At 38.6% G+C, this 20365-nt stretch carries 24 protein-coding genes; 2 read left to right on the top strand and 22 right to left on the bottom strand.

Annotated features, from left to right (window positions below; all coding sequences use genetic code 11):
• Window positions 1-68: 68 nt before the first annotated feature.
• From IGL80_RS08550 to IGL80_RS08620, 15 genes are all read right to left on the bottom strand, one after another.
• Window positions 69-1166 carry an SH3 domain-containing protein gene (locus IGL80_RS08550; protein ID WP_002404501.1) on the bottom strand — a complete coding sequence of 366 codons (1098 nt, stop codon included), beginning with the start codon at window positions 1164-1166 and terminating at the stop codon, window positions 69-71.
• Between the two features lie 144 nt (window positions 1167-1310).
• Window positions 1311-1706, bottom strand: a complete 396-nt coding sequence (locus tag IGL80_RS08555; protein WP_002357842.1) for a phage holin family protein — start codon at window positions 1704-1706, stop codon at window positions 1311-1313.
• A 23-nt stretch (window positions 1707-1729) separates the two neighbouring features.
• Window positions 1730-3499, bottom strand: a complete 1770-nt coding sequence (locus IGL80_RS08560; protein ID WP_002360478.1) for a hypothetical protein — start codon at window positions 3497-3499, stop codon at window positions 1730-1732.
• A gap of 32 nt (window positions 3500-3531) precedes the next feature.
• Window positions 3532-4989 (bottom strand): phage tail protein, encoded by a 1458-nt coding sequence (locus tag IGL80_RS08565; protein WP_002360481.1) that lies wholly within the window; start codon window positions 4987-4989, stop codon window positions 3532-3534.
• Between the two features lie 12 nt (window positions 4990-5001).
• The gene (locus IGL80_RS08570) at window positions 5002-5928 is read right to left on the bottom strand and encodes a distal tail protein Dit (protein WP_002360484.1); all 927 of its coding nucleotides are present in this window, start codon (window positions 5926-5928) and stop codon (window positions 5002-5004) included.
• A 1-nt stretch (window position 5929) separates the two neighbouring features.
• Entirely contained in the window at window positions 5930-8863 is a 2934-nt protein-coding gene (locus IGL80_RS08575) for a phage tail protein (RefSeq protein ID WP_002404500.1), read from the bottom strand.
• Window positions 8853-9221 (bottom strand): hypothetical protein, encoded by a 369-nt coding sequence (locus tag IGL80_RS08580; protein WP_002360486.1) that lies wholly within the window; start codon window positions 9219-9221, stop codon window positions 8853-8855. The genes IGL80_RS08575 and IGL80_RS08580 overlap by 11 nt, the downstream gene beginning before the upstream one ends.
• Window positions 9222-9238: 17 nt before the next feature.
• On the bottom strand, window positions 9239-9598 hold the full coding sequence (locus IGL80_RS08585; RefSeq protein WP_002357848.1) for a tail assembly chaperone: 360 nt from the start codon (window positions 9596-9598) through the stop codon (window positions 9239-9241).
• A gap of 32 nt (window positions 9599-9630) precedes the next feature.
• Entirely contained in the window at window positions 9631-10143 is a 513-nt protein-coding gene (locus IGL80_RS08590; RefSeq protein ID WP_002380206.1) for a phage major tail protein, TP901-1 family, read from the bottom strand.
• 12 nt (window positions 10144-10155) lie between these two features.
• Window positions 10156-10572 carry a hypothetical protein gene (locus tag IGL80_RS08595; RefSeq protein ID WP_002382237.1) on the bottom strand — a complete coding sequence of 139 codons (417 nt, stop codon included), beginning with the start codon at window positions 10570-10572 and terminating at the stop codon, window positions 10156-10158.
• Between the two features lie 221 nt (window positions 10573-10793).
• Window positions 10794-11201: a RinA family phage transcriptional activator gene (locus IGL80_RS08600; protein ID WP_002360491.1), complete on the bottom strand. Its 408-nt coding sequence runs from the start codon at window positions 11199-11201 to the stop codon at window positions 10794-10796.
• 19 nt (window positions 11202-11220) lie between these two features.
• Window positions 11221-11613, bottom strand: a complete 393-nt coding sequence (locus IGL80_RS08605) for a hypothetical protein (protein ID WP_002360492.1) — start codon at window positions 11611-11613, stop codon at window positions 11221-11223.
• Between the two features lie 66 nt (window positions 11614-11679).
• Window positions 11680-12522 carry an ATP-binding protein gene (locus IGL80_RS08610; protein ID WP_002384644.1) on the bottom strand — a complete coding sequence of 281 codons (843 nt, stop codon included), beginning with the start codon at window positions 12520-12522 and terminating at the stop codon, window positions 11680-11682.
• 18 nt (window positions 12523-12540) lie between these two features.
• A complete protein-coding gene (locus IGL80_RS08615; RefSeq protein WP_002404499.1) occupies window positions 12541-13296 on the bottom strand; it encodes a DnaD domain protein in 756 nt (251 codons plus the stop codon).
• Window positions 13297-13341: 45 nt separating this feature from the next.
• A complete protein-coding gene (locus IGL80_RS08620; RefSeq protein ID WP_073459191.1) occupies window positions 13342-13524 on the bottom strand; it encodes a hypothetical protein in 183 nt (60 codons plus the stop codon).
• Window positions 13525-13692: 168 nt separating this feature from the next.
• Between IGL80_RS08620 and IGL80_RS08625 the strand changes: the two genes are divergently transcribed.
• Window positions 13693-14175: a helix-turn-helix domain-containing protein gene (locus IGL80_RS08625; protein WP_002360496.1), complete on the top strand. Its 483-nt coding sequence runs from the start codon at window positions 13693-13695 to the stop codon at window positions 14173-14175.
• A 34-nt stretch (window positions 14176-14209) separates the two neighbouring features.
• Window positions 14210-14695 carry a toxin gene (locus tag IGL80_RS08630; RefSeq protein ID WP_002382232.1) on the top strand — a complete coding sequence of 162 codons (486 nt, stop codon included), beginning with the start codon at window positions 14210-14212 and terminating at the stop codon, window positions 14693-14695.
• Between the two features lie 47 nt (window positions 14696-14742).
• Here IGL80_RS08630 and IGL80_RS08635 read toward each other — a convergent pair whose 3' ends face one another.
• From IGL80_RS08635 to rimP, 7 genes are all read right to left on the bottom strand, one after another.
• The gene (locus tag IGL80_RS08635) at window positions 14743-14895 is read right to left on the bottom strand and encodes a hypothetical protein (RefSeq protein WP_002404498.1); all 153 of its coding nucleotides are present in this window, start codon (window positions 14893-14895) and stop codon (window positions 14743-14745) included.
• 82 nt (window positions 14896-14977) lie between these two features.
• A complete protein-coding gene (gene rbfA, locus IGL80_RS08640) occupies window positions 14978-15328 on the bottom strand; it encodes a 30S ribosome-binding factor RbfA (protein ID WP_002360497.1) in 351 nt (116 codons plus the stop codon).
• Window positions 15329-15352: 24 nt separating this feature from the next.
• Entirely contained in the window at window positions 15353-17749 is a 2397-nt protein-coding gene (infB, locus tag IGL80_RS08645; protein ID WP_002360498.1) for a translation initiation factor IF-2, read from the bottom strand.
• A gap of 12 nt (window positions 17750-17761) precedes the next feature.
• Window positions 17762-18067: a YlxQ-related RNA-binding protein gene (locus tag IGL80_RS08650; RefSeq protein ID WP_002357860.1), complete on the bottom strand. Its 306-nt coding sequence runs from the start codon at window positions 18065-18067 to the stop codon at window positions 17762-17764.
• The gene (gene rnpM / locus IGL80_RS08655) at window positions 18057-18356 is read right to left on the bottom strand and encodes an RNase P modulator RnpM (protein ID WP_002363794.1); all 300 of its coding nucleotides are present in this window, start codon (window positions 18354-18356) and stop codon (window positions 18057-18059) included. The genes IGL80_RS08650 and rnpM overlap by 11 nt, the downstream gene beginning before the upstream one ends.
• 19 nt (window positions 18357-18375) lie before the next feature.
• Window positions 18376-19575, bottom strand: a complete 1200-nt coding sequence (gene nusA / locus IGL80_RS08660) for a transcription termination factor NusA (RefSeq protein WP_002360499.1) — start codon at window positions 19573-19575, stop codon at window positions 18376-18378.
• 143 nt (window positions 19576-19718) lie between these two features.
• Entirely contained in the window at window positions 19719-20192 is a 474-nt protein-coding gene (gene rimP, locus IGL80_RS08665; protein WP_002357863.1) for a ribosome maturation factor RimP, read from the bottom strand.
• Window positions 20193-20365 lie beyond the last annotated feature (173 nt).

Below are 20365 nucleotides of genomic sequence, written 5' to 3' on the forward strand. Positions count from 1 at the left end.
TTGGCAAAATCTCTGTTAAATGCAAAAAAAGCCACAAACTCTGCTTTTATCAGAGTTTGTGGCTTTTTTTAGCTAGTAAATGATCCCCATGTATTCTGTGCGTTGCCATCGTTTGGTCCGATTGGCAAATAAATTCTCGCGCCTGTTGTATCTGTTCCACCAATAAAAACATACCCATCTGCAATATAAAACGCATCGTAATAAAAGCGAGTATTTTTAGGCCAAATACCATAAATGGGTGCTGACAAACTAGGTTGTCCTGCTCTTAAAACAATGCCTTCGTCCACACCAATTAGAAATGATTTCTTCGTTTGCGGGCGCCAAAGTTCAGCAATGTCGCCGTCGTTCACATAACCTAACAAATGTCCGCTATTTTCAATACGGTAAAGGTTTTGTCGGTCCGGTAATTTCGCTGTAATTGTTCCTACCTGTGTCCAAAGTGCCTCTGCTGATAGATGTTCATTGATTAAAGCATCTGGTGTTGTATAGATTGAAGTGAAACGAATTGCTTGTCCTACTTGATATTTTGGTGCATTAGGTTTACCTGGCTGAACAATGACAGTCTCACCTGTTTCAGAAACGCCCGTTTGTAAATCTTGTGCCAACTGCGCTTTACTAATCCCCCAACGCGCTAAATAACCATAAGGATCTGTATGATCTCCCCACCAATTTTTTGTAATCCAATCATGAGTGACTATTCCATAACCTGTTCCATCGTCTAGCGAAAAATCAGCACCAATGTTCTGAGCCAAATCACGGGCCAAATTAACATAGGCAGCATAATCTTTTTTAAACGTCGCCGCATTATTCGTTCGAGCCAATTCGATTTGCGCATAGGCTTTTTGATTAGCTAAAGAACCTGCGCCATATTGAATTTGGCCAGCAGGAGCTAATTGTTTCACTCGTCCACCAGATCCGACAAAATATGAGACATAAGCATTTGACCAATTTCGTTTCATATAGGCCACTTCATTGTCTAAACTGTGTGGTCCTAGGTTCCGCTCGTTTCCAGATTCATGTAAAACAATTAATTCATTGCTTGCAGAGCCTGGAAAATAAGTAAAGTTGATTGGATCCGCTTCGATGGTGTAAGCGCAAGCCGTCATCGGAATCGTTAAACTTAAGCCAATCACTAAAGCAAGTTGAACCATTAATTTTTTAAACATAGCATACTCCTTTCTAAAAAAGCCATGAAAAGAAAGTCAAAATAACTTCCCTTCCACGGCTTAAACCTGCAGATAAATGGCGGGACAGAAGTAATTTCTTCGGCAATCAGCCGAAAGTTCTACGTTTGTCCCGACCACTTCTACTTAATCATCTTTATTTTTTAACTGAATAAATAACTCTTTTAACTTTTTCGGCATAGGAATAAAGGTCGCAATATTTTCAAAAAAAGAAAGTCCTTCGTTCGCAATGTAAAAAATCAGAACCATTTCCCGAATTGGCAAATTGTTCCCCACAACTTTTTCAACACGAACCGCTACGGCAACCACAAATAACATCGTCACTTTTTTCGCAATTCCGAGCATACCAATCCGACTGGACAATTCTTTTGTGGCGATTGCCTTAATCCAACCTGTGATGAAATCGACAATAATTAAAAAGAGGAAGACATCCAACAATTGATCTAATCCGCCTAATAAACGTACGACAATCCCACCGAAAATGCTTAAAAGCATTGTTATTGTGTTGAGATAACGTTCCATAAAAAGTCTCCTAAACTAGCTTGTTATTTTGTCGGAAACGGATCGTCCGTGTACCAACTTCCTTGTAGGTAAATATTTCCAGCTCTGCTTGAGGCAAAAATTATCCCTTGATTCCCGATTTCATATAGTGCATTACAATTAGGATACGGAAAAGCGGCAGGTGCAACTGACAGCGGAATATTCCAGACACTAGCACTTATTTTTGAGGACATTTTGTACCCAGTTGGTATATTAAATATTTTAGGCATGTGGGTATTCAATTTCGTTGGATCACTCAAATTACATCTTACAAATGCATCGACACGATTTCCTACCCTAATTAATACAAATTTCATATTATCCTTATTAAAGGCCGCCTGATATTTTGCCTCGACTTCACCAACTCCACTAGCTTCATAAATGGCCATTCTAGAGGATTCCAAAGGCAAACCATTGACGGTTGGCATAGTTACAAAATTCTTCACCCCAGCAATCTCTTGATCACCTGTTTGTGTCACAGCTTGACCTTTAATCGCTTCCGCAACGTTTTTCGGGTGCATATATTTACTAGTTAAAGTTCCCGCGACTGCTTCGCTGTCTGATGCGAAGCCATAATTTTCTACATTGCCTAGCCCCACTTGTTCAGCGGTTACTTGGTGCGGATTATCCTGATTTTCCACATGGGTATTGAGTTGCTCTGCTTGAACAAAACCACTCTTCGCTAAAACCGCTTGGGCATCAACAGACAGACCAATATGAAGCCCCACGTAATCAACTTCTACGCTGGCTGGCGTTACCCCATTTGATGAATCTGTATAGCTCATTAAATAAATGAAACCTTCATCTGTGATAAAATTCTGATCATTGATTTGAATTGAAAAATCGCCGAACTCTTTTGCTGATTCTTGGATTTGAGTTACCCAATTATCCGTAGTTGGTAAATACGCAGCGATTTTAATCGTTTGATTATTCGGCGCAGCGGCTTTCACACGTTGATTAATCGTAAAAAATTGAACGTTCTGGCGAATAAATGCTACCGCCTCGTCAGTTGTGAATGTTTCAAACATTTGTGGAATTAATTTTTTTGCGGCTTCAACGAGATTGAAGGCCGCTAATTGTTGTGGAATCACACCACTTTGGGTGGAACCTGTTTTCACACCCTCATCATCACGGCTGGCCATTTTATTGTAGTCCGATTGGGAAACTTCCTCCCAAACGTCTGTTGGCTTCTTAAGAATTTTTGCCGTAAAATCAGTGGAATAACTGTTTGCATTGGTGGCTGTATTGCCGGCCGTTTTACCGTTAAAGTCTAACTTCATTTTGACAGTAGTTGGCTTAGCCAATAAAGAAATACCGTCTGCTTTTGTCATACGGTTATTCAAATCAATTTGAAGACGATTCGCTAAGGTAGCTTGTTTGATGCCTTGTGTATCTGTGCGTGCTTGGACAATTTCTGGATTACTATCACCTGCTTCTGCTACTAATTGATCGAAATCATTTCGCAAAGTATCAAATTCTTGTTTATTATTATTTGCCGTTGAAACTGCATTTCCTGCAATCGTAATTGCTGTTTTGGCATTGTTCATCGCTTGGTTGGCTGTTTCATTTGCTTGATTGCCTGCATCGGTGGCAATTTGTACAGCTTCTTTGCCAGCTTCATCTGCGATGTTTTTTGCTTCAGAAATTCCATTCGTTAACTGGACTTGGTAAGCATCTACTTTCTCAGCTGATGCATTCGACTGATCCAAGATTGCATTGATTTTAAGGCGACCTTGATTCAGGGTATCTAATTCTTCAATATGTTCTACTGACATTTCGTCACACTCCTCTAATTTTCATTATTTTATTAAAACTGGCCACCCAATTGGGATTGAATATACACACGACAGATGACCGAAGCATCCAACCATAGTGGCTGATGAGAGAAAAATTGAAGCGTGTGATTGCCGCGTTCGATTTTTCCATCTGTTGTTTTTCGTAAATAACTCAAAATGTTTAGCCGTTGTTGTTGCAATGATAGTTGGGGTAATTTTTTGCCATCCACTACCAAATCAATGTTCGTTACAGAATGCGAAGGTCCTTTAGCAGTTGCCTTGAACGTTAATTCTGCGGTGTTTACATAAAGAATGTCCTCGTCAAAGTATAAATTCAGCTCCACTGGCTGTGTCTTACTAAGTTCTCCTTGTATTGAACGATTTAAAAGTGTCGTCGCCCCTTGTGCGTAAGTTTCGCTAATCTCTTGTTTCCGACTGAAAGCTGTCATGGTACTATGAATTGTTTCTTGCAGATTTCCCAACTCTAGCTGAATGTCTTGGGGGGCACCAAAAACATCTTTTTTACTTTCTTTTTTGATACGAAGGTTGACACTCCCAAATTCATTCGTATTAATCATGATAACCGTACCCAACCGCAAACGATCGATTGCCAAAGGTTGATCTGTTAATTTAATTAAATCAGCTGCAGTCACTACCCAAGAAACTTGTGGTTTGGTCCATTCTTCTAACATTCGCAAAGCATTTTCCTTTAATGCCTTGGGATCAGAAAAACGCTGTTCCACCCAAATTGACTCTAATAAACCATAGCGGTCAATTGCGGCCTTGTTCTCTAAATACGGAACCCCTTGATTGACCGAGCGAATATTGACTTTGTTAACACCTTCGCCTGAACCTAATGGATAAATCCGATTGATTAGCATCTTGGGATTACGTTCTATTTCAAATCCTTGCATGTTGTAACCTTCTTGAATTCGCGCAACTGGTTCTGTTGGCGGTTTGACTAATGAAAGTTCAAAAGGATAGACCTCTGTATTCCATTGCCAAAGATATTCCTCTTCGAAATCGGCTGGGATGCTAAATAAAGGCTCGACTAGCCCATTTTCATTCTCCCATTTATAGGTTAATTTCCTTGAAAAATCACATTTTTTCAGGACCCAATGCTTTGTTTTTTGTTTATTCAATAGAAATTGAATGGCCTCTTTCGTTGTTTTGTTTTTAATTTCGTGACAACCAAAAAGGACAGTATCGCCTAAGGTACATAGTGCTTCTGTGGCAGAGTAGTGAATTTGATTATTGTTCGCATCTTTCTTAATTGTGGTTGGCATCACGCGATATAAACCAATATATTCATTCTCATTGTCGGTCAGTTCCACCCATTGCATTTCTGCAATAAATTCATTTTTAGGATCATCTAGCGGCATGGTAAAATCTAAACTGCCAATTTTGTTCTCTATTTTTTCATAACTGACTTGATAGGCATTATCCAAGATTGCCGTATATGTTCTTTTCAAATCCAGCACCATTAACATTTAATCACCCTCCTACACAAATCGGTTAGGATAGCGAATCGTCAAGCGGAAGTCGCTATCTTTGGCTTGAATATACAGCGGTTCATTGGGATATAGATAAAAATCGTTCATTGGTCGAATCATCGGTGCACCATTTTTTGTCAGATAAAAATTTTCAGTATCAATGATAATTTCCGAACGATCAAAGTCTCCTAAGTTAATTGTATCGTTCCGTGTTTTAATCCAAACACCACGTCCGGTTCCTATTAAAATAATGGTCGGTTTGACTTTTAATCCTTCGACCGTAGGATAAATTTCAATTGGCCGAACTTCTTTGCCTAAATCCCCCATCGTGTAAGCCCGATTTTGAAAGGTAATCATGGTTGATCCCCAATAAGCCCCGCCTTCAATTAAAATTGGAAAATCAACTGCACCTGAGCCTGTATTCCCCATTAAGTAATTCGCTTGAAATGTAATGGTTGGCGAACCCCACATCACACTAGTCGCATCACTCCGTGTGTATTTATACGGATCAGAAAGCAATAAAGTAAAGGTGCCTGTTACTTGGTTAACACCTTCGGGTACATCACTCACTGAAGACTTACTGCCAAACCACAGCATTTCCGGTTCATCGTTAAACCAAATAGAAACGTCTTTTTCCGTAAACAAAGCAACGTTTAAATGATTAAATGCATCTCGAAACGCTTCATTATTCACAGCTGAAAGGCGATATTTGACTGTTAATTCTCGTTCTGGAATTCGCGCATAAACGTGACGTTTACCATCACGAATCCCTAATTGATAGCTTTCAATTTCGCTTGGAACTAATTCTCGTCCTGAAACTGATAATGTTTGATAGCCAGGGATGACTTTTTCTAAAAATTGGCCGTTAAAATTCAACGCTTCTGAAGGAAGAGGCGTTGAATGAGTTGCTTGATTGGTATCAACAAATTTATACATGTTATCCTCTCCTTCCTAAGCGGTTATTTTGTTTCACTTGTTGTCGTTGTAACTCCGTTGCTAAATAAGGCGCCGTAGTTGCTGCGACAACTTTCCCATCTAACGTTGACTCTACTGTCACAAATAATGGTCGATTGTATGCATCATTTTCTAAACGATGGTCAATCGTTGCCGTGAAGTTTCCTCGACCAGCTAAGTCCAAGGCAAAATCATTTAACAGCGGTAAATCTAAAATAGAAGCCATTGCTCTACTAACGGCTGTTTCGCCTGCATAAATCCCCGTGGCAATCGTGCCGCCGAAATTCAATTTATGCAAATCAGATAAGGGACCTTCTTTTGCTGGTGAAAATGGTAAAAAGTTACGAATTTTACTGACGACCCCATCGATTGCTTCTTTGGCTTTTCCAATTGCGCCTGTAATTCCATCAGCAATCATACCGACAATATTCGCACCGGCATCGGTGAATTTTGAAAACCAACCTTGGATTGCTTGCCAAGCACCTTCAATTACAGAACCAATGGCATTTTTTACCTGATCGGCTGCATTGGTAACCCCATTTTTGATATTTTCAACTAACTGTCCGCCCGAAGCTAACAGTTGACCAAAATAAGAACCAATCTTCGTGATCATTTGTGAGATTAATGTTCCTGCTGCGGACAGCAAGGCACCCAATAGACTGAGTACACCATTAATTAAGGCTTGAATCAGTTGAATCCCAGCACTTAACAACTGTGGCAACGCATTGATTAACGCACCCATTAAAGCGGTAATTAGCGTAATTGCTGCAGTAACCAGTTGCGGTAAAATTGAAATAATCCCTTGGATCAAAGCCATTAGCAATTTGACGCCTGCGCTGATGATTTGTGGCAAAGCACCAATTAAGGCATTTACCAATGTCAAAATTAAGGTAATAGCTGCCGCAACTAAGGTTGGTAAAATCGAAATAATTCCTTGAATTAACGCCATTAACAATTTGACACCTGCGCTGATAATCTGTGGTAAGGCACCTATCAACGCTGTCACTAACGCTAGAATAATCGTCAGCGCTGATTGAATTAACTGAGGTAAAATCGTCATAATCCCAGTGATTAATGCCATCAAAATTTGTAAACCAGCAGTCAAAATCAACGGTAACATCGTAACAAATGCATTGACTAAGGCCGTGATAATTGAAACACCTGCTGTAACTAGCATTGGTAACGCTGTGACAAAAGCTGTCACTAATGTAGTGATGATATTAATCGCTGCAGTTGTAATTGTTGGCAAGGCGGTGACAATCGCATTAACTAAAGTCATTAATAAGCTCAAACCAACTTCTATCAACATTGGTAAGACTGTTGTAATCCCCTGAATCAACGTAGTAATAATTTGTGTTGCCGCTTCAATTAAGACTGGCAAATTGGCAACAATCGCACCAACAATTAACGTAATTAAACTAGATAACGCGGTTACGATGCTTGGAATAGCTTCTGTTATTTTCCCGAGAATACTGGTTAAGACGGTTGTAAAAAGTTGTATAACTTTCGGTAGATTAGCCGCAAGCATTGTTGTAACAGATGTAATCGTGTTACCTAGATTATCAAAGACTTGGGTAATACCACCCGCACTCAAATCACCGGTTTTCATCCAGGCCGTCACGAATGAAACAATCAAGGAAATAATTAGACCAAACGGCCCGGAAATTCCTAATGCAGCCAGTGCAACTTTTGTCAGAACTTTTACCAAAAGACCAACCGCTAAACCAGCTTTGTCAAAGGTGCCACCAAATTGCCCTAATAAGTTACTACCTAATTGCAAACCGCTGGCAAAAACGCCTGCTAGCACACGACCAATTGTTGAAAAAATAGTCGCCATTTTCTCTAAGCCTACTGCAAAAAATTGTTTAAAAACTGCCATTATTTGTTGAAAGGCCGGCTGGATCTGTTGTAGCAGTCCTACCAATTTACCAAACGCCGCTGAAACAGCTCCTTGAATGGCACTAGCTAAGCTATTGATACTATTTCTAAATGTTTCATTGGTTTTATAGAAATAAATAAACGCTGCTACCGCTGCTAAAACGGCTGCTACAATTAAAATTAATGGTCCTCCACCTAAGGCACTAAAACTAGCACTTAGTTTTGATAAGCCACCACCTAACTTCCCAATGTTTCCTTGTACAAGAGCCAAACCAGCACTAAACTGTTGAAATTTTTGCTGAGCCATCGTTACCATAATCAACATGGGCCCAATGGCGGCTAAAATGCCCATAATGGCAACAATAAAAACTTGGACGGGTTTTGGTAATTTGATAAATAAATTCACCAAAGCTGTAATGCCTTTGACGACTGTGATAACCACTTGAACCAAAATTTCCATTCCTGGAGCCATCACGCTTTGAATCACTTGTGCCGCCGCTTCAAATGATTGATTCATCTGAGTCAATGCCCCTTGCAACTCGCCTTGCAATGAATCAGAAATCCCTCCTGCACTAGCCATAATCAGTCCTTGCATTCCTTGAAATTCGCCACTGACCCCAGCACCGACGCCCATAGCTGTTTTTAAAACGTTCAGCATAGGTAAGGAAACGGCACTAGTCATGGCCGTCCCAAAGCTCAGCATATTATTTTGTGCATTAGTAAAGCCATCAGAGGTTTCTTTCCCCGCTTTTTTAGCTGCTTCACCGGCTTGTTCAGCAGAATCTGTTAACGCTGTGTTCATTTGATCTGCTGCCTTTGCTGTTTCGTCTCCTGTTTTTTTCACTGTTTCTCCAGATTGTTGCATGACGGTTTTAAATGTGTTCATGACCGTGGCTGACTGATTGACACCCGCACTAATTTTCCCTAAATATCCACTTAATAAGGCATACTCACCGCTCATACTTTTTAATGCTTGTTGGACGCCTGCAAGGCTTTTCTTTGCCTCCGATAACGGCGTTTTTTCTTTGTCATTCTCCATCTACTCTCCTCCCTTCTCGATAGCGGCGTAGACGCTCTGCCACAGTGGCAAGTTGCGTTTTTTTCCGCTCATTTAATTTTGTTCGTTGTGGCTGGTTAGCTGCCAGAACTTCAGCAACTCGTTTTTCATAATCATAAAAACTTTTAAAGCTTTCAAAAACGGGTTTTCCTTTTTTGTTTGTCGCTTGCGCTTTAACATTTAAGTAGGCAAGCTCGTGCCTTTTCCGCTCTTCATCTACTTCTGCTAAATTAAAAGCAATCATTCGTAATTCAAATTCAGACATGGTCATCTGATCCACTTCTTCAAATGAACGACAGCCTAAGTAGCGAAAAGCAGAAAGAGCGATGTCGTGATACACGTCATCGCTCGTTTTAATTAGTTGGTCGCTTGCGCTTCTGCTTTCTTCGCTTCTTTGCTGAACTGATCGATCATTGGTTTTGTAAGAGGTTGCTTTCCCATTTCTTTAAGCAAATCATCTGAAAGTTTTTTGACATCTTGGGTCATTAACCATGCTTCAATTTCCGACTTACCTATTTTTAATTGCCCACTTTGTAAAGCTTCCATGATGTCAACTAAGATTACTGGATTGTATTGGCGTAAATAAATCATTGCTGAACTGATGCCCATGCCGAATTTGGCAGCGCCATTTTCAATTTGGTAACGTTTATCTAATTCGCGAATCGCGCCAATCGTAAATTTCACTTCAATTGTTTTTCCGTTAATCTCTAAATTCATTTTTTATCCTCCTAAAATTCAACACTTTTTGATTATTCGCCAGGTTGTGGTACTTTATCTGGAACAGTATCTTGGAACGCATATTGTGCTTCCGCAATAATATCTGCTTCTACTGTTGCAAAACCATCTTGTGGTTTGCCATTAATAGAGGCTTCTGTTTCGATTTCTACTAATTCTTCTACATTGGCTGGTAAACTCCATGAATTTACATAACCTTGGGCATAAATTGCTGGATATTTACCTTCCGCATTTTTTTCACCTTTTAAATCAACATCCCAAAATTCCATTAAGATGCCATCTTCAACTGCGTCTTTCATGTATAAATTTTCATCATCTCGAGAGGCTAAACCGCTTAACGATAACGTAACTTCTAAACCAGAAACAGCATTCGCAACGCCATCTTTTGTTTGCGTACCGCTCGATTCACGTGAGAATTCCCATTCATGTTCAATTTGAAATAAGGGTTTCATTGCTTTCTTTGTCGCTGCTTCATCCAAGCGACGAACTAATAAAATACGGTCTTTTCCTTGCATAACTTCTCCCATTGATAATTCCTCCTAGTAAAATTGCATGTGTAATGGTAGTACAGCATGCCAAATTGTTTTTTTCATTTGTTTGGTATCTTTTACCATTTGTGCTTTGACTTCTTGATGTTTGATACCCCAATTAAAATGAGCCGTTCGTTTTAAGTTACTGGTTGCCTGCCGTAAAATCGTTCCTTTAATTGTAGAAATTTGTTGTCGTTCAGATAACGCACCATAAACATGCATTATTAATTCAATTTCACCCAAAATAGCTGATTTAGTTGGCTTAGGTAATTCTTTACTATCACCTAAGTAAACAAATGGCTGATCTGGTAAATCTGTCGGCAGTTCCTCTAGCAACAAAAATCCTGACGTCTGGCAGATTGCAACAAGGGCTTCATATAACTCTTGTTCCGCTTCATTCATTTTTAGCGCCACCTTTCCATTCAAAAAATTCAGGATTGGTTAACAAATTGGCTCTCTTCTAGTCAAAATGAAGGATCTTGAAAGTAGCCGGCATTTTCTGCTCCTTCATAGCTGACACAAGAAAGCAGTCAAAATCATAGAATTCCGTGTCTTCATTTTTTTGGTTGCCTCACGTTTATCTATCTCTTTCGACACTATTAATTTACCATGTTGACACCTGAAAAAATTCCACGCTTTTTCCATGTTTACATCCCTAGTTCATCCGCCACCGCTTCAAAGAAATGATTTCTTAATTTATAGGCTTGGCTTTTACTAATAAATAATTGCTGGGCAAGTCCAATTAATGTTAAAGAGGGCCGTTTTTTCATATATAGTTCTTCAATAATCACGCGCGTTTGTTCATCCGCTTCAGCTAAACAATTTTTGATAATGTCTCGATTTCTCTCTAAGTTCCACAGACGACGATCCATAGCTATCGTAATCGCCATTCGTTCGGTCACTACAGAGTGAAGTCCTTGTCCTCTAATACCAGCATTTAAATCTGCTTCTTGATAAGGGTGCCGTAATTCTTCTTCCCGTTGACGGATATACTCATCTGTTTTATAAAAGTCTGCTAAAATATCTTTGATATAATTAAATGTTGACGTACGCATTGGTTAATCTCCTTTACTTTTATTCATTTAAAAGTGTTAATCTATAAATAAAATAACACTCTTTCGACATGTCTAAGCCGTGACGAATCGCTTCATCTGAATAACCGAGCCAGATTAAATAGAGATACTCGCTTTTTGTAAACGATGCGGCCTTGATGGATTGGATGGGTCTTGATTGATCCATCGACCAATTGCCGATTGCTTGTCCTAATTCTTGAATTTCCTGCATAATAAGTTTATTTTTTTGACTTGCCCAATCGGGATATTGATTCATTAGTTGTAAGAGTCGTTTTCTTTTTTGTGCTTTTTCGCTTTGTTGCTTTGAAATATCTTTAAATACAACGCTTTTCATTTCAAATAAATCTTTTTTACGTTTTGTTAAATTACTCATGTTTACGGCCTTCTCTTTCACCAATTAGATAACCTAACATTAGTGTCATTGTCCAAAAGATAAACCCAATAATAATTGTTAACATATTTATTTCACACTCCTCATTCGTTTGTCTGTTGTGTCTTTATATTGGAAAACATAGCCACTGGCGTGCTTCATTAGACGAGAAATAATGCGTGTTCCATAGGCCTCCACCAGTTGTTTTCCAGAAAAATTAGTAGTAAAAATAGTTGCTTTATTCTGTCTAGCTTCTAAAATTCGGTTTAAGATGTCATTGTTAAAATCCGTACTAACTTTATTTTTAATTCCTAATTCAGCACCTAAATCATCTAAGACCAAAACGTCTGCTTTTTTCATTCTAGTAATATACGCTTGAGCCTTTGCTTGGCTTTTGGCCGATTCATTCATGGACATTTTTAGTTTTTCTAATAACTCAGAGTAGCTGACAAATAAACAATACTTTTGATATGCAGAGCGTTCTAAGACTTCAACTAAAATACTGATAGCCAAATGACTTTTACCGACACCAGGTTTCCCTGAAAAAATAACGTGGATTGGCTTTCCTTCAACAATCGCTGAAACTGCTGCTAAGGCCCGTTCTTTTGCTTGTCTTGTTTCTAATTCAGTGGTTTGGTAATTGGTTAAACGACATTGCCGTAGCGCATCATCAGCAATTAAGGACCCTTGATGAAAAAATTTTTGTGTACGTGCCATAAAACTCTCTTGAGAACGTTGTTGAGTGGCTTCTTGTTCATGTTTTTTTAGCATTTTATACCCACACGACCAACAAGTTGGGGCACAACGTTCTGTGCCATCTTTATTTTTTTGTTGCCAAACATATTGTTCACTGCCACATTCAGGACAACGGTCTTCAACTTTTTCTAACAATTGACTCAATAGTATTTGAAAAGTTTGATCTGTCGCATGCATACTGATTTCCTCCTTTCTTTAAAAACCTAACTCTTGATATTCTTCTGTCATTTGCGGCGCATGCTCCAACACTTGTTTTTTATCATTTACCAGAACTTCATGTACGGATAAATAATTTTGTTGCTCCCAACTTTTCAAAATAGCATTTACATAGCCGTAATTCCGTTTATTTCGATCGACGGCAATTCCTAAAGCATGCAAGATTAATTGGCATGCTTCCTCTTGGCTAGCCCCTTTTTGTATAAAATCTTGCAACCAATACTTAAAATCTTGGCTTGTTTTTGAGGCCAGTGTACCAAAGCCTTTTTCCTCATAAAAATGATAAATCTTCTTTAAACAATCGTTTTCTGAACTACTACCTTGACTCTGACCTAACTTAGACTGGACTATGCTTTCCTGTGGTAACCGTTGGTAGTCAGCTGGTTGACCACTGACAGACGATTCTGCTTTAAACGTATAAGCTTTGCTATTTTTTTCAACAATCTGATTTTTCTCTTCTTGATACAAGGTTGGTTTGTAACGATCACTGCGAATATAATTATGAATTTTCCAATGTTTGATAACGATCACACCACTTTCAAATACTAGAATAAATTTTTTAACCATTAGCAATTTTAGATCGTCTTCCCCACAACCAACCATTCGCTGCAATTTTTTGGGATTATTGATAAATCCATCATCATCGGCACGCATCGCTAAATGAAAATACAGGGCCTGACTTGATAAGGGCATATCTAAAAACGCATCACTATCAATAATCGTTTTTGCAAACATGCGTCGTTCTGCCAATCCGCTTCTCTCCTTTTGACTAAATTATTGTTACTCTGTTAGTAATTCCATGAGGCCAATCATACCAATCACGATGGCCCCAATTTTTATTGAGACACTGCTTATTAATAAAATAATTGCTAAAAGTAACATATCCGACAACGTTTTTTTATAATTCCGACTCATTTCTTCACCCTTTCTACAAAAATACGGTTTTCCGAACAAAATGTTCAAAAAAATAGTTCAGTTAACCGAACATTTGAATAGCTCTATCTTAGCATCAAATATTTTCACTGTCAACTCGTAAGTTCGGTTTTATGAACCTCTAATTTTAATTGCGATTGTTACTTGCCTTCTCTAAACAGGTGTAGTATACTTTGAGACAATAGGAGGTTCGGAAATATGAACATTTTTGCTGTCCGTTTAAAAGAGGCTTTAACAGCCAAGAACATCAAACCTAGTGATTTAGCGAAAAAAACTGGCATCGGTAAATCTTCGATCAGCGATTGGCTAGCTGGTCGTTACGAAGCAAAACAAGACAAAGTTTATCGCATTGCAGATGCATTAGACATTAATGAGGCCTGGTTGATGGGACAAGAGGTTCCCATGGAAAAAAATGCCTCAACTATCGACCGCATTTATAAAAAATTAGAGCCCCAACGACAAGCCATCGTTTATCAATTTGCCGAACAACAATTACACGAACAACAAACGCAAGCAGAAATTCTCTCATTCCCTCGCCGTGACGAAATGACACTGGCTGCCCACGCTGGGGATCCAGAAAAGATATTTTCAAAAGAAGAAATCGAGAAAATTCACGATTACTTGGATGAAATTGATGCCAAATATCAACAATCGATTTCTTCTGACAAAAAAGAGGATTAACTTCCCATCTACTCTTTTTATTAAGTAATGGCAGGTGAATGGTAAAGTGAATGATTATGAAAAACTCGTCAGTTCCATTCAAAAGGATGTGACGGTTTTAGAAATTGATTTATACAATCAAACAGGTTGTTATGGGTTGTATCGAAATGGCAAAATTTATATTGAAAAAACATTGAGTACCCGTCAAAAGAAGAACATTTTAGCCGAGGAATACGGGCATTATCAAACATCCGTTGGCACTATTTTAAATCAAAATTGTACAGAAAATCGGAAGCAAGAGTTGAAAGCTCGCAATGTGGCCTTAGAGCAATTAGTTACATTAGACGATTTAATTCGTTGCTCTGAAGCTGGCTTAAGTAACCATTATTCTTGTGCTGAATTTTTGGAAATCGATGTTGAAACATTAAAAAATGTGATTACGTACTATCGACAAAAGTATGGCGCCACTTATCTTTATAAAGGACGGATTTTTGAATTTAGGGATTATTCTGTGATGGTATTAAATACTGGGTTAACTTAAAAAGCATGAGCGTGGGACAAAAATCACTTTGGATTTTTGTTCCACGCTCAAAAACTAATAAACGGCGGGGACAGAATAATACGTTCCCGCATACTATGTAGTACAAATAAGAAAAGAAAAAAGTACAGGGAACTCTTGCCTGAACCCATTTCTTTTAAATAACGATCTCCATTTTTATAGAAAGCAACAATTCTTTTCATCTTTGCACCTCCATGACTATTTTATCAAGAAATCATGAAAAGAAAAAGCACACCATTCGTCTGGTGTGCTTTTTCTTTTTAATTATTCACCTTGATTCAACTTACGAATCAACTCATCAATGTGATTTCCGTATTGGACAGATTCGTCTCTTTCAAAAATCAACTCTGGTGTTTTATACAAGGTCAACCGTTGTCCTAATTCTTTACGAATCAGTCCTTTGGCTTTGTCTAAGCCTTGTTGAGCTTTTTGTTGTTCGGAAGCTAAATCAGATAACAAGCTGTAATAAATCGTTGCTTGTTGTAAATCACCGGTCACACGAACATCTGTAATAGTGATGCCTTGGACGCGTGGATCTCTGATGCGTTTGTTCAAGATATCATTCACTTCACGCATGATTTCTTGACCTACACGACGGTCACGATAATTTGCCATAGTGTCTTCCTCCAATTACTAAAATTATTGTTTGATTTCTTCCATAATGAAGCCTTCAATCGCATCATCTACACGTAAATCATTGAAGTTTTCAATCATAGCGCCACATTCAAAACCAAGTTTGACTTCTTTCACATCATCTTTAAAGCGTTTCAAGCTTGCTAATTTACCTTCATAAATAACAATACCATCACGAATGACACGCACGCCACTATCGCGGCGAATAAAGCCTTCTGTAACATAACAGCCAGCGATTGTGCCAACTTTAGATACTTTGTACAATTCACGAACCGTCATTTGACCCGTAATTTTTTCTTCAAATTCTGGATCTAATAACCCTTTCATCGCTGTTTCGATTTCTTCTAGGGCTTTATAGATAATACGGTGTAAACGAATATCAACTTCTTCTTGTTCTGCTTGTTGTTTCGCTTGTGGTGTTGGGCGAACGTTAAAGCCGATAATAATCGCATTACTTGCTGCGGCTAAAGTTACGTCGCTTTCATTGATGGCCCCAACTGCCGCGTGAACAATTTTCACACGAACGCCTTCTACATCAATTTTTTGTAAACTTGCTGAAACGGCTTCGGCAGATCCTTGTACGTCTGCTTTGACAATGATATTAACTTCTTTTAATTCGCCTTCTTTTAGGCTTTCAAATAAGTTATCCAATGTCACACGACTACTTGCTGAACGTTGTTCAAGCAACGCACGTTTAGCCCGTTCTTCCCCTGCTTGACGTGCTTTTTTTTCATCTTCAAAGACCACAAAACGATCACCCGCTTGAGGAACATCATTTAATCCGGTAATTTCCACAGGAGTTGCTGGTCCTGCTTCTTTATCACGGCGGCCCATGTCATTGGTCATCACACGAACACGTCCATAAGTATTACCAACAACGATTGGATCACCAACATGTAAAGTTCCTTGTTGAACGAGTAATGTCGCAACCGGACCTTTACCTTTATCTAAGCGTGCTTCAATCACTGTTCCAATTGCTTTTTGCGTTGGATCAGCTTTTAAGTCTTCTACTTCAGCAATCAATAAAATATTTTCCAATAGCTCATCAATGTTTTGATTGAATTTCGCTGAAATATTGACGAAAATCGTATCTCCGCCCCATTCTTCAGGAATTAATTCATGTTCACTTAATTCTTGTTTCACATGATCAGGGTTCGCACCAGGCTTATCAATTTTGTTAACTGCTACAATAATCGGTACTTTTGCCGCTTTGGCATGGTTAATCGCCTCGATTGTTTGTGGCATTACTCCATCGTCCGCTGCAACAACTAAGATGGTAATATCAGTGATGCTGGCACCACGCGCGCGCATACTTGTAAAGGCCGCATGTCCTGGTGTATCTAAGAACGTAATTGGTTTGCCATCAATATCTAACTGATAGGCACCAATATGCTGCGTGATTCCGCCCGCTTCACCTGAAGTCACACGAGAATGGCGCAATGTATCTAATAAAGTTGTTTTCCCGTGGTCTACGTGTCCCATGATTGTGACAACAGGGGGACGTGTGGTTAAGTTTTCTTCAACAACTGCTTCTGGTTCGAAGAATTTATCAATGTCCGCAATATCAACTTGAACTTTTTCTTGCGGTTCCATGCCATAGTCCACAGCTAATAATTCAATTGTATCTTTATCTAGGGCTTGGTTTTGGTTAACCATGACACCCATCATAAATAATTTTTTGATGATTTCCGCTGGTTCGCGGTGGATTTTTTTCGCAATATCCGCCACGTTCATACCTTCTGTATATTCTAAAACATCTGGTAATTCACGGAATTTACGTGCTGGTACTGCTGGCTTCGCTGATTCTTGTTGATGTTTGCCTTTTTTCCCTTTTTTGTTGAAACGATTGCGGTTTTGGTTATTAAAGTTATTCCGGTTATTACGATTTTGACCGCCACCAAAATTGTTGTTACGGTTTTGGCCGCCACGGTTTTGGTTGTTCCCGCCATTGTTATTTTGGCTGGTCCGATTTTGATTCGTTGTAGAACCGTTATTGTTTTGGGTATTGCGGTTTTGATTGTTTGTATTTGTTTGATTGCTACGGTTTTGTGTGTTGCTTTGGCCGTGACGATTTTGGTTGTTGTTGTTTCTTTGTTGTCCATTCGTTGATTGATTGTTTGGACGATTTTGGTTATTTCTTTGTTCACCAGGTTTATTGTTCATTGGTTTCTTATTGGCTGGTTTATTTTGTGTTGTTTGTTGCTTTTGGTTGTTTGTTGCTTTTGATTGAGTATTTACGGTACTTCCTCCTCCGAATGCTTGACGAAGCTTTGTTTCTTGCTCGGAACTAATTGCGCCCATATGGTTTTTAACATCCATACCTAATTGATGCGCTTTATCGACAACGTCTTTGCTTGCTTTATTCATTTCTTTTGCTAGTTCATAAATTCTTTTTTTTCCCATGCAATCACCTTCCTAACCTTTTAGTAATTCCTTGATTTTGGTGGCAAATCCTGCATCAGTTACTCCGATAACCATTCGTGGTCGCCCAATCGCTTGGCTGAGCTCGAATTGACTGAACAGTTCGCTAACAGGAACATTATAATAAGAACTTTTGTCCTTGATTTTCTTTCTAGTATTCTCACTGGCATCTTGCGCAACAAACACAAATTTCGCTTTGTTTGCACGAATATCTTTAAGGGTTAATTCCTCGCCTGTGACTAATTTACCGGCGCGCATTGCTAAACCTAAAAGGTTCAAAATTTTGGTTTTATTTTCCATCGCCAAACAACTCTTTGCGGGCTTTTTGATGTGTTACATAATCCAATAGTTCTTGATAAAATTCATCACTTAATTTTGTTTCTAAGACACGATCAAGAATTTTTTTATCCCAAGCTTTTTGGACTTCCGCAGGATCCAAATCAACGTAAGCGCCACGTCCAGGTAATTTACCAGTTGGATCTAAGGCCACTTCGCCTTCTTTGGAGCGAGTGATTCTGACTAATTCTTTTTTCGGTTTCATTTCGCCTGAAACAACCGATTTACGCATTGGAATTTTTCTCTTTTTCATTTTTCACCCTCCAAAAACGTTATTCTTGTTCAGGTAATTCTTCTGTAATTTCTGCTTCAACAACTGCTTCTTCAGTAGCCAAGTTTTCGTAATCATCTGCCGTCATATCTGAATGGATAATTGCTTCATCCATTTCTTCTGCCACTTCGGCAACTTCTTGATTGGCTTGTTGTTCATAAAATTCAGCCATATCAGATTCTGATTTGATATCAATTTTATGGCCCGTTAATTTAGCAGCTAAGCGCGCATTTTGACCACGTTTACCAATTGCTAATGACAATTGATAATCAGGTACAACAACTGTACATGCTTTGCTATTTTCTGGATCAAAAATAACATCTAATACTTGAGCTGGATTCAAGGCATTACTAATATAAATAGCTGGATCTTCGTTCCATTCCACAATATCCATATTTTCGCCTTTTAATTCATTCACAATCGCTTGGACACGTTGGCCTTTTGGACCAACACAGGTACCCACTGGATCAATATTAGGATCTGTTGAACGAACGGCTACTTTTGAACGATCGCCAGCTTCACGAGCGACGCTTACGATTTCAACAATTCCATCATAAACTTCTGGAATTTCTTGTTCAAAAAGACGTTTTAGTAAATCTGGATGACTACGGCTTACAAAAACTTGTGGGCCTTTTGATGTGTTTTCAACACGTGATACGTAAACTTTAATCCGATCATGCGGTTGGTAAAATTCATTTGGCATTTGATCTTGTTTTGATAAGACTGCTTCGATTTTACCTAAGTTTACATAAATATAACGACGATCTTGACGTTCAACAATTCCTTGCATGATGTCATTTTCATATTCGCTAAATTCATTATAAATAATTGTTCTTTCTGCTTCACGGACACGTTGTAAAATTACTTGCTTTGCTGTTTGGGCAGCAATGCGGCCAAAGTCTTTTGGCGTAACTTCAAAACGAATTTTGTCGCCGATTTCATATGCACCATTTAATGCAACCGCATCTTTTAATGAAACTTCCAGTTGTGAATCAAATACTTCTTCTGTTACTTCTTTGACAGCATACACGTGAATATTGCCTTTTTTTGGTTCAAATTCAACTTCGACGTTGCTTGCTTGTCCATAATGTCTTTTATATGCAGAAACTAAAGCTGCTTGTAACGCTTCAATCACCGTATCTTTAGGAATCCCTTTTTCAGCTTCTAATACGTCTAATGCATTTAACATTTCTTTGCTCATTGTTTTTCTTTTCCTCCTATGGATTCGTTAAAGCTGAACGAGTGGTTCTTCTTCCAAGGGAAAAACTTCTCGTTAAAACTTGTCACAGGCCCGGCTAAAAGTAAAACTTTTAGTGGACCCTTTTTTACATTCGAGTCTGTTGATTAAAATTGAATGGCTAAACGAGCTTTTGCGATATTTTTACGTTCAAAAGTCATTTCCTTCACTCTGGTTTTAATTTTTACACTTAATGTTAATTGTTCTGAATCAAGATGGACTAAGGTACCCTCAATCTGTTTTTCTCCATCAACTGCTTGATAAAGAGAAATATGAATGTACTTACCTACCGCTTGTTCATAATCGCTTTCTTTCTTTAACGGACGTTCTGCTCCCGGAGAAGAAACTTCCAGAAAGTACGCTTGCGGAATTGGATCTGGATCCATTGCATCTAGTTTTTCACTTAATTTTTCGCTGACAAAGGCACATTCCTCAATATCAATGCCACCTTCTTTATCGATAAATACTCGTAAAAACCAATTTTTTCCTTCCTTAACAAACTCTACTTCCACAAGTTCAAAATTTTGTTCTTCTAAGATTGGTGTGACTAACTTTGTTACAGTTTCCACAGCACTACTCAAAATTTTCGCCTCCTTCGAGATTGATGTAACGAACCGTGTCCTGATGACTTTTCCATCAAAAAGAGTGAGCAGAAATCCGCTCACTCCCAACTAGTATCATTACGCTAAAGATAGTATAGCACAGAACCACTCCAAACTCAAATGAACAAGCTAAATCTCTCGAAATTTGCACA

Origin of the sequence: Enterococcus sp. DIV2467a, assembly GCF_050532945.1 — a bacterium.
GTDB classification, from domain to species: Bacteria; Bacillota; Bacilli; order Lactobacillales; family Enterococcaceae; genus Enterococcus; species Enterococcus faecalis.

What these genes read in the sequence shown, in the direction of transcription:
- IGL80_RS08550 (WP_002404501.1), bottom strand. Translation starts at nt 1,166, where the DNA reads ATGTTTAAAAAATTAATGGTTCAACTTGCTTTAGTGATTGGCTTAAGT.
- IGL80_RS08555 (WP_002357842.1), bottom strand. Translation starts at nt 1,706, where the DNA reads ATGGAACGTTATCTCAACACAATAACAATGCTTTTAAGCATTTTCGGT.
- IGL80_RS08560 (WP_002360478.1), bottom strand. Translation starts at nt 3,499, where the DNA reads ATGTCAGTAGAACATATTGAAGAATTAGATACCCTGAATCAAGGTCGC.
- IGL80_RS08565 (WP_002360481.1), bottom strand. Translation starts at nt 4,989, where the DNA reads ATGTTAATGGTGCTGGATTTGAAAAGAACATATACGGCAATCTTGGAT.
- IGL80_RS08570 (WP_002360484.1), bottom strand. Translation starts at nt 5,928, where the DNA reads ATGTATAAATTTGTTGATACCAATCAAGCAACTCATTCAACGCCTCTT.
- IGL80_RS08575 (WP_002404500.1), bottom strand. Translation starts at nt 8,863, where the DNA reads ATGGAGAATGACAAAGAAAAAACGCCGTTATCGGAGGCAAAGAAAAGC.
- IGL80_RS08585 (WP_002357848.1), bottom strand. Translation starts at nt 9,598, where the DNA reads ATGAATTTAGAGATTAACGGAAAAACAATTGAAGTGAAATTTACGATT.
- IGL80_RS08590 (WP_002380206.1), bottom strand. Translation starts at nt 10,143, where the DNA reads ATGGGAGAAGTTATGCAAGGAAAAGACCGTATTTTATTAGTTCGTCGC.
- IGL80_RS08600 (WP_002360491.1), bottom strand. Translation starts at nt 11,201, where the DNA reads ATGCGTACGTCAACATTTAATTATATCAAAGATATTTTAGCAGACTTT.
- IGL80_RS08610 (WP_002384644.1), bottom strand. Translation starts at nt 12,522, where the DNA reads ATGCATGCGACAGATCAAACTTTTCAAATACTATTGAGTCAATTGTTA.
- IGL80_RS08615 (WP_002404499.1), bottom strand. Translation starts at nt 13,296, where the DNA reads ATGTTTGCAAAAACGATTATTGATAGTGATGCGTTTTTAGATATGCCC.
- IGL80_RS08625 (WP_002360496.1), top strand. Translation starts at nt 13,693, where the DNA reads ATGAACATTTTTGCTGTCCGTTTAAAAGAGGCTTTAACAGCCAAGAAC.
- IGL80_RS08635 (WP_002404498.1), bottom strand. Translation starts at nt 14,895, where the DNA reads ATGAAAAGAATTGTTGCTTTCTATAAAAATGGAGATCGTTATTTAAAA.
- rbfA (WP_002360497.1), bottom strand. Translation starts at nt 15,328, where the DNA reads ATGGCAAATTATCGTGACCGTCGTGTAGGTCAAGAAATCATGCGTGAA.
- infB (WP_002360498.1), bottom strand. Translation starts at nt 17,749, where the DNA reads ATGGGAAAAAAAAGAATTTATGAACTAGCAAAAGAAATGAATAAAGCA.
- IGL80_RS08650 (WP_002357860.1), bottom strand. Translation starts at nt 18,067, where the DNA reads ATGGAAAATAAAACCAAAATTTTGAACCTTTTAGGTTTAGCAATGCGC.
- rnpM (WP_002363794.1), bottom strand. Translation starts at nt 18,356, where the DNA reads ATGAAAAAGAGAAAAATTCCAATGCGTAAATCGGTTGTTTCAGGCGAA.
- nusA (WP_002360499.1), bottom strand. Translation starts at nt 19,575, where the DNA reads ATGAGCAAAGAAATGTTAAATGCATTAGACGTATTAGAAGCTGAAAAA.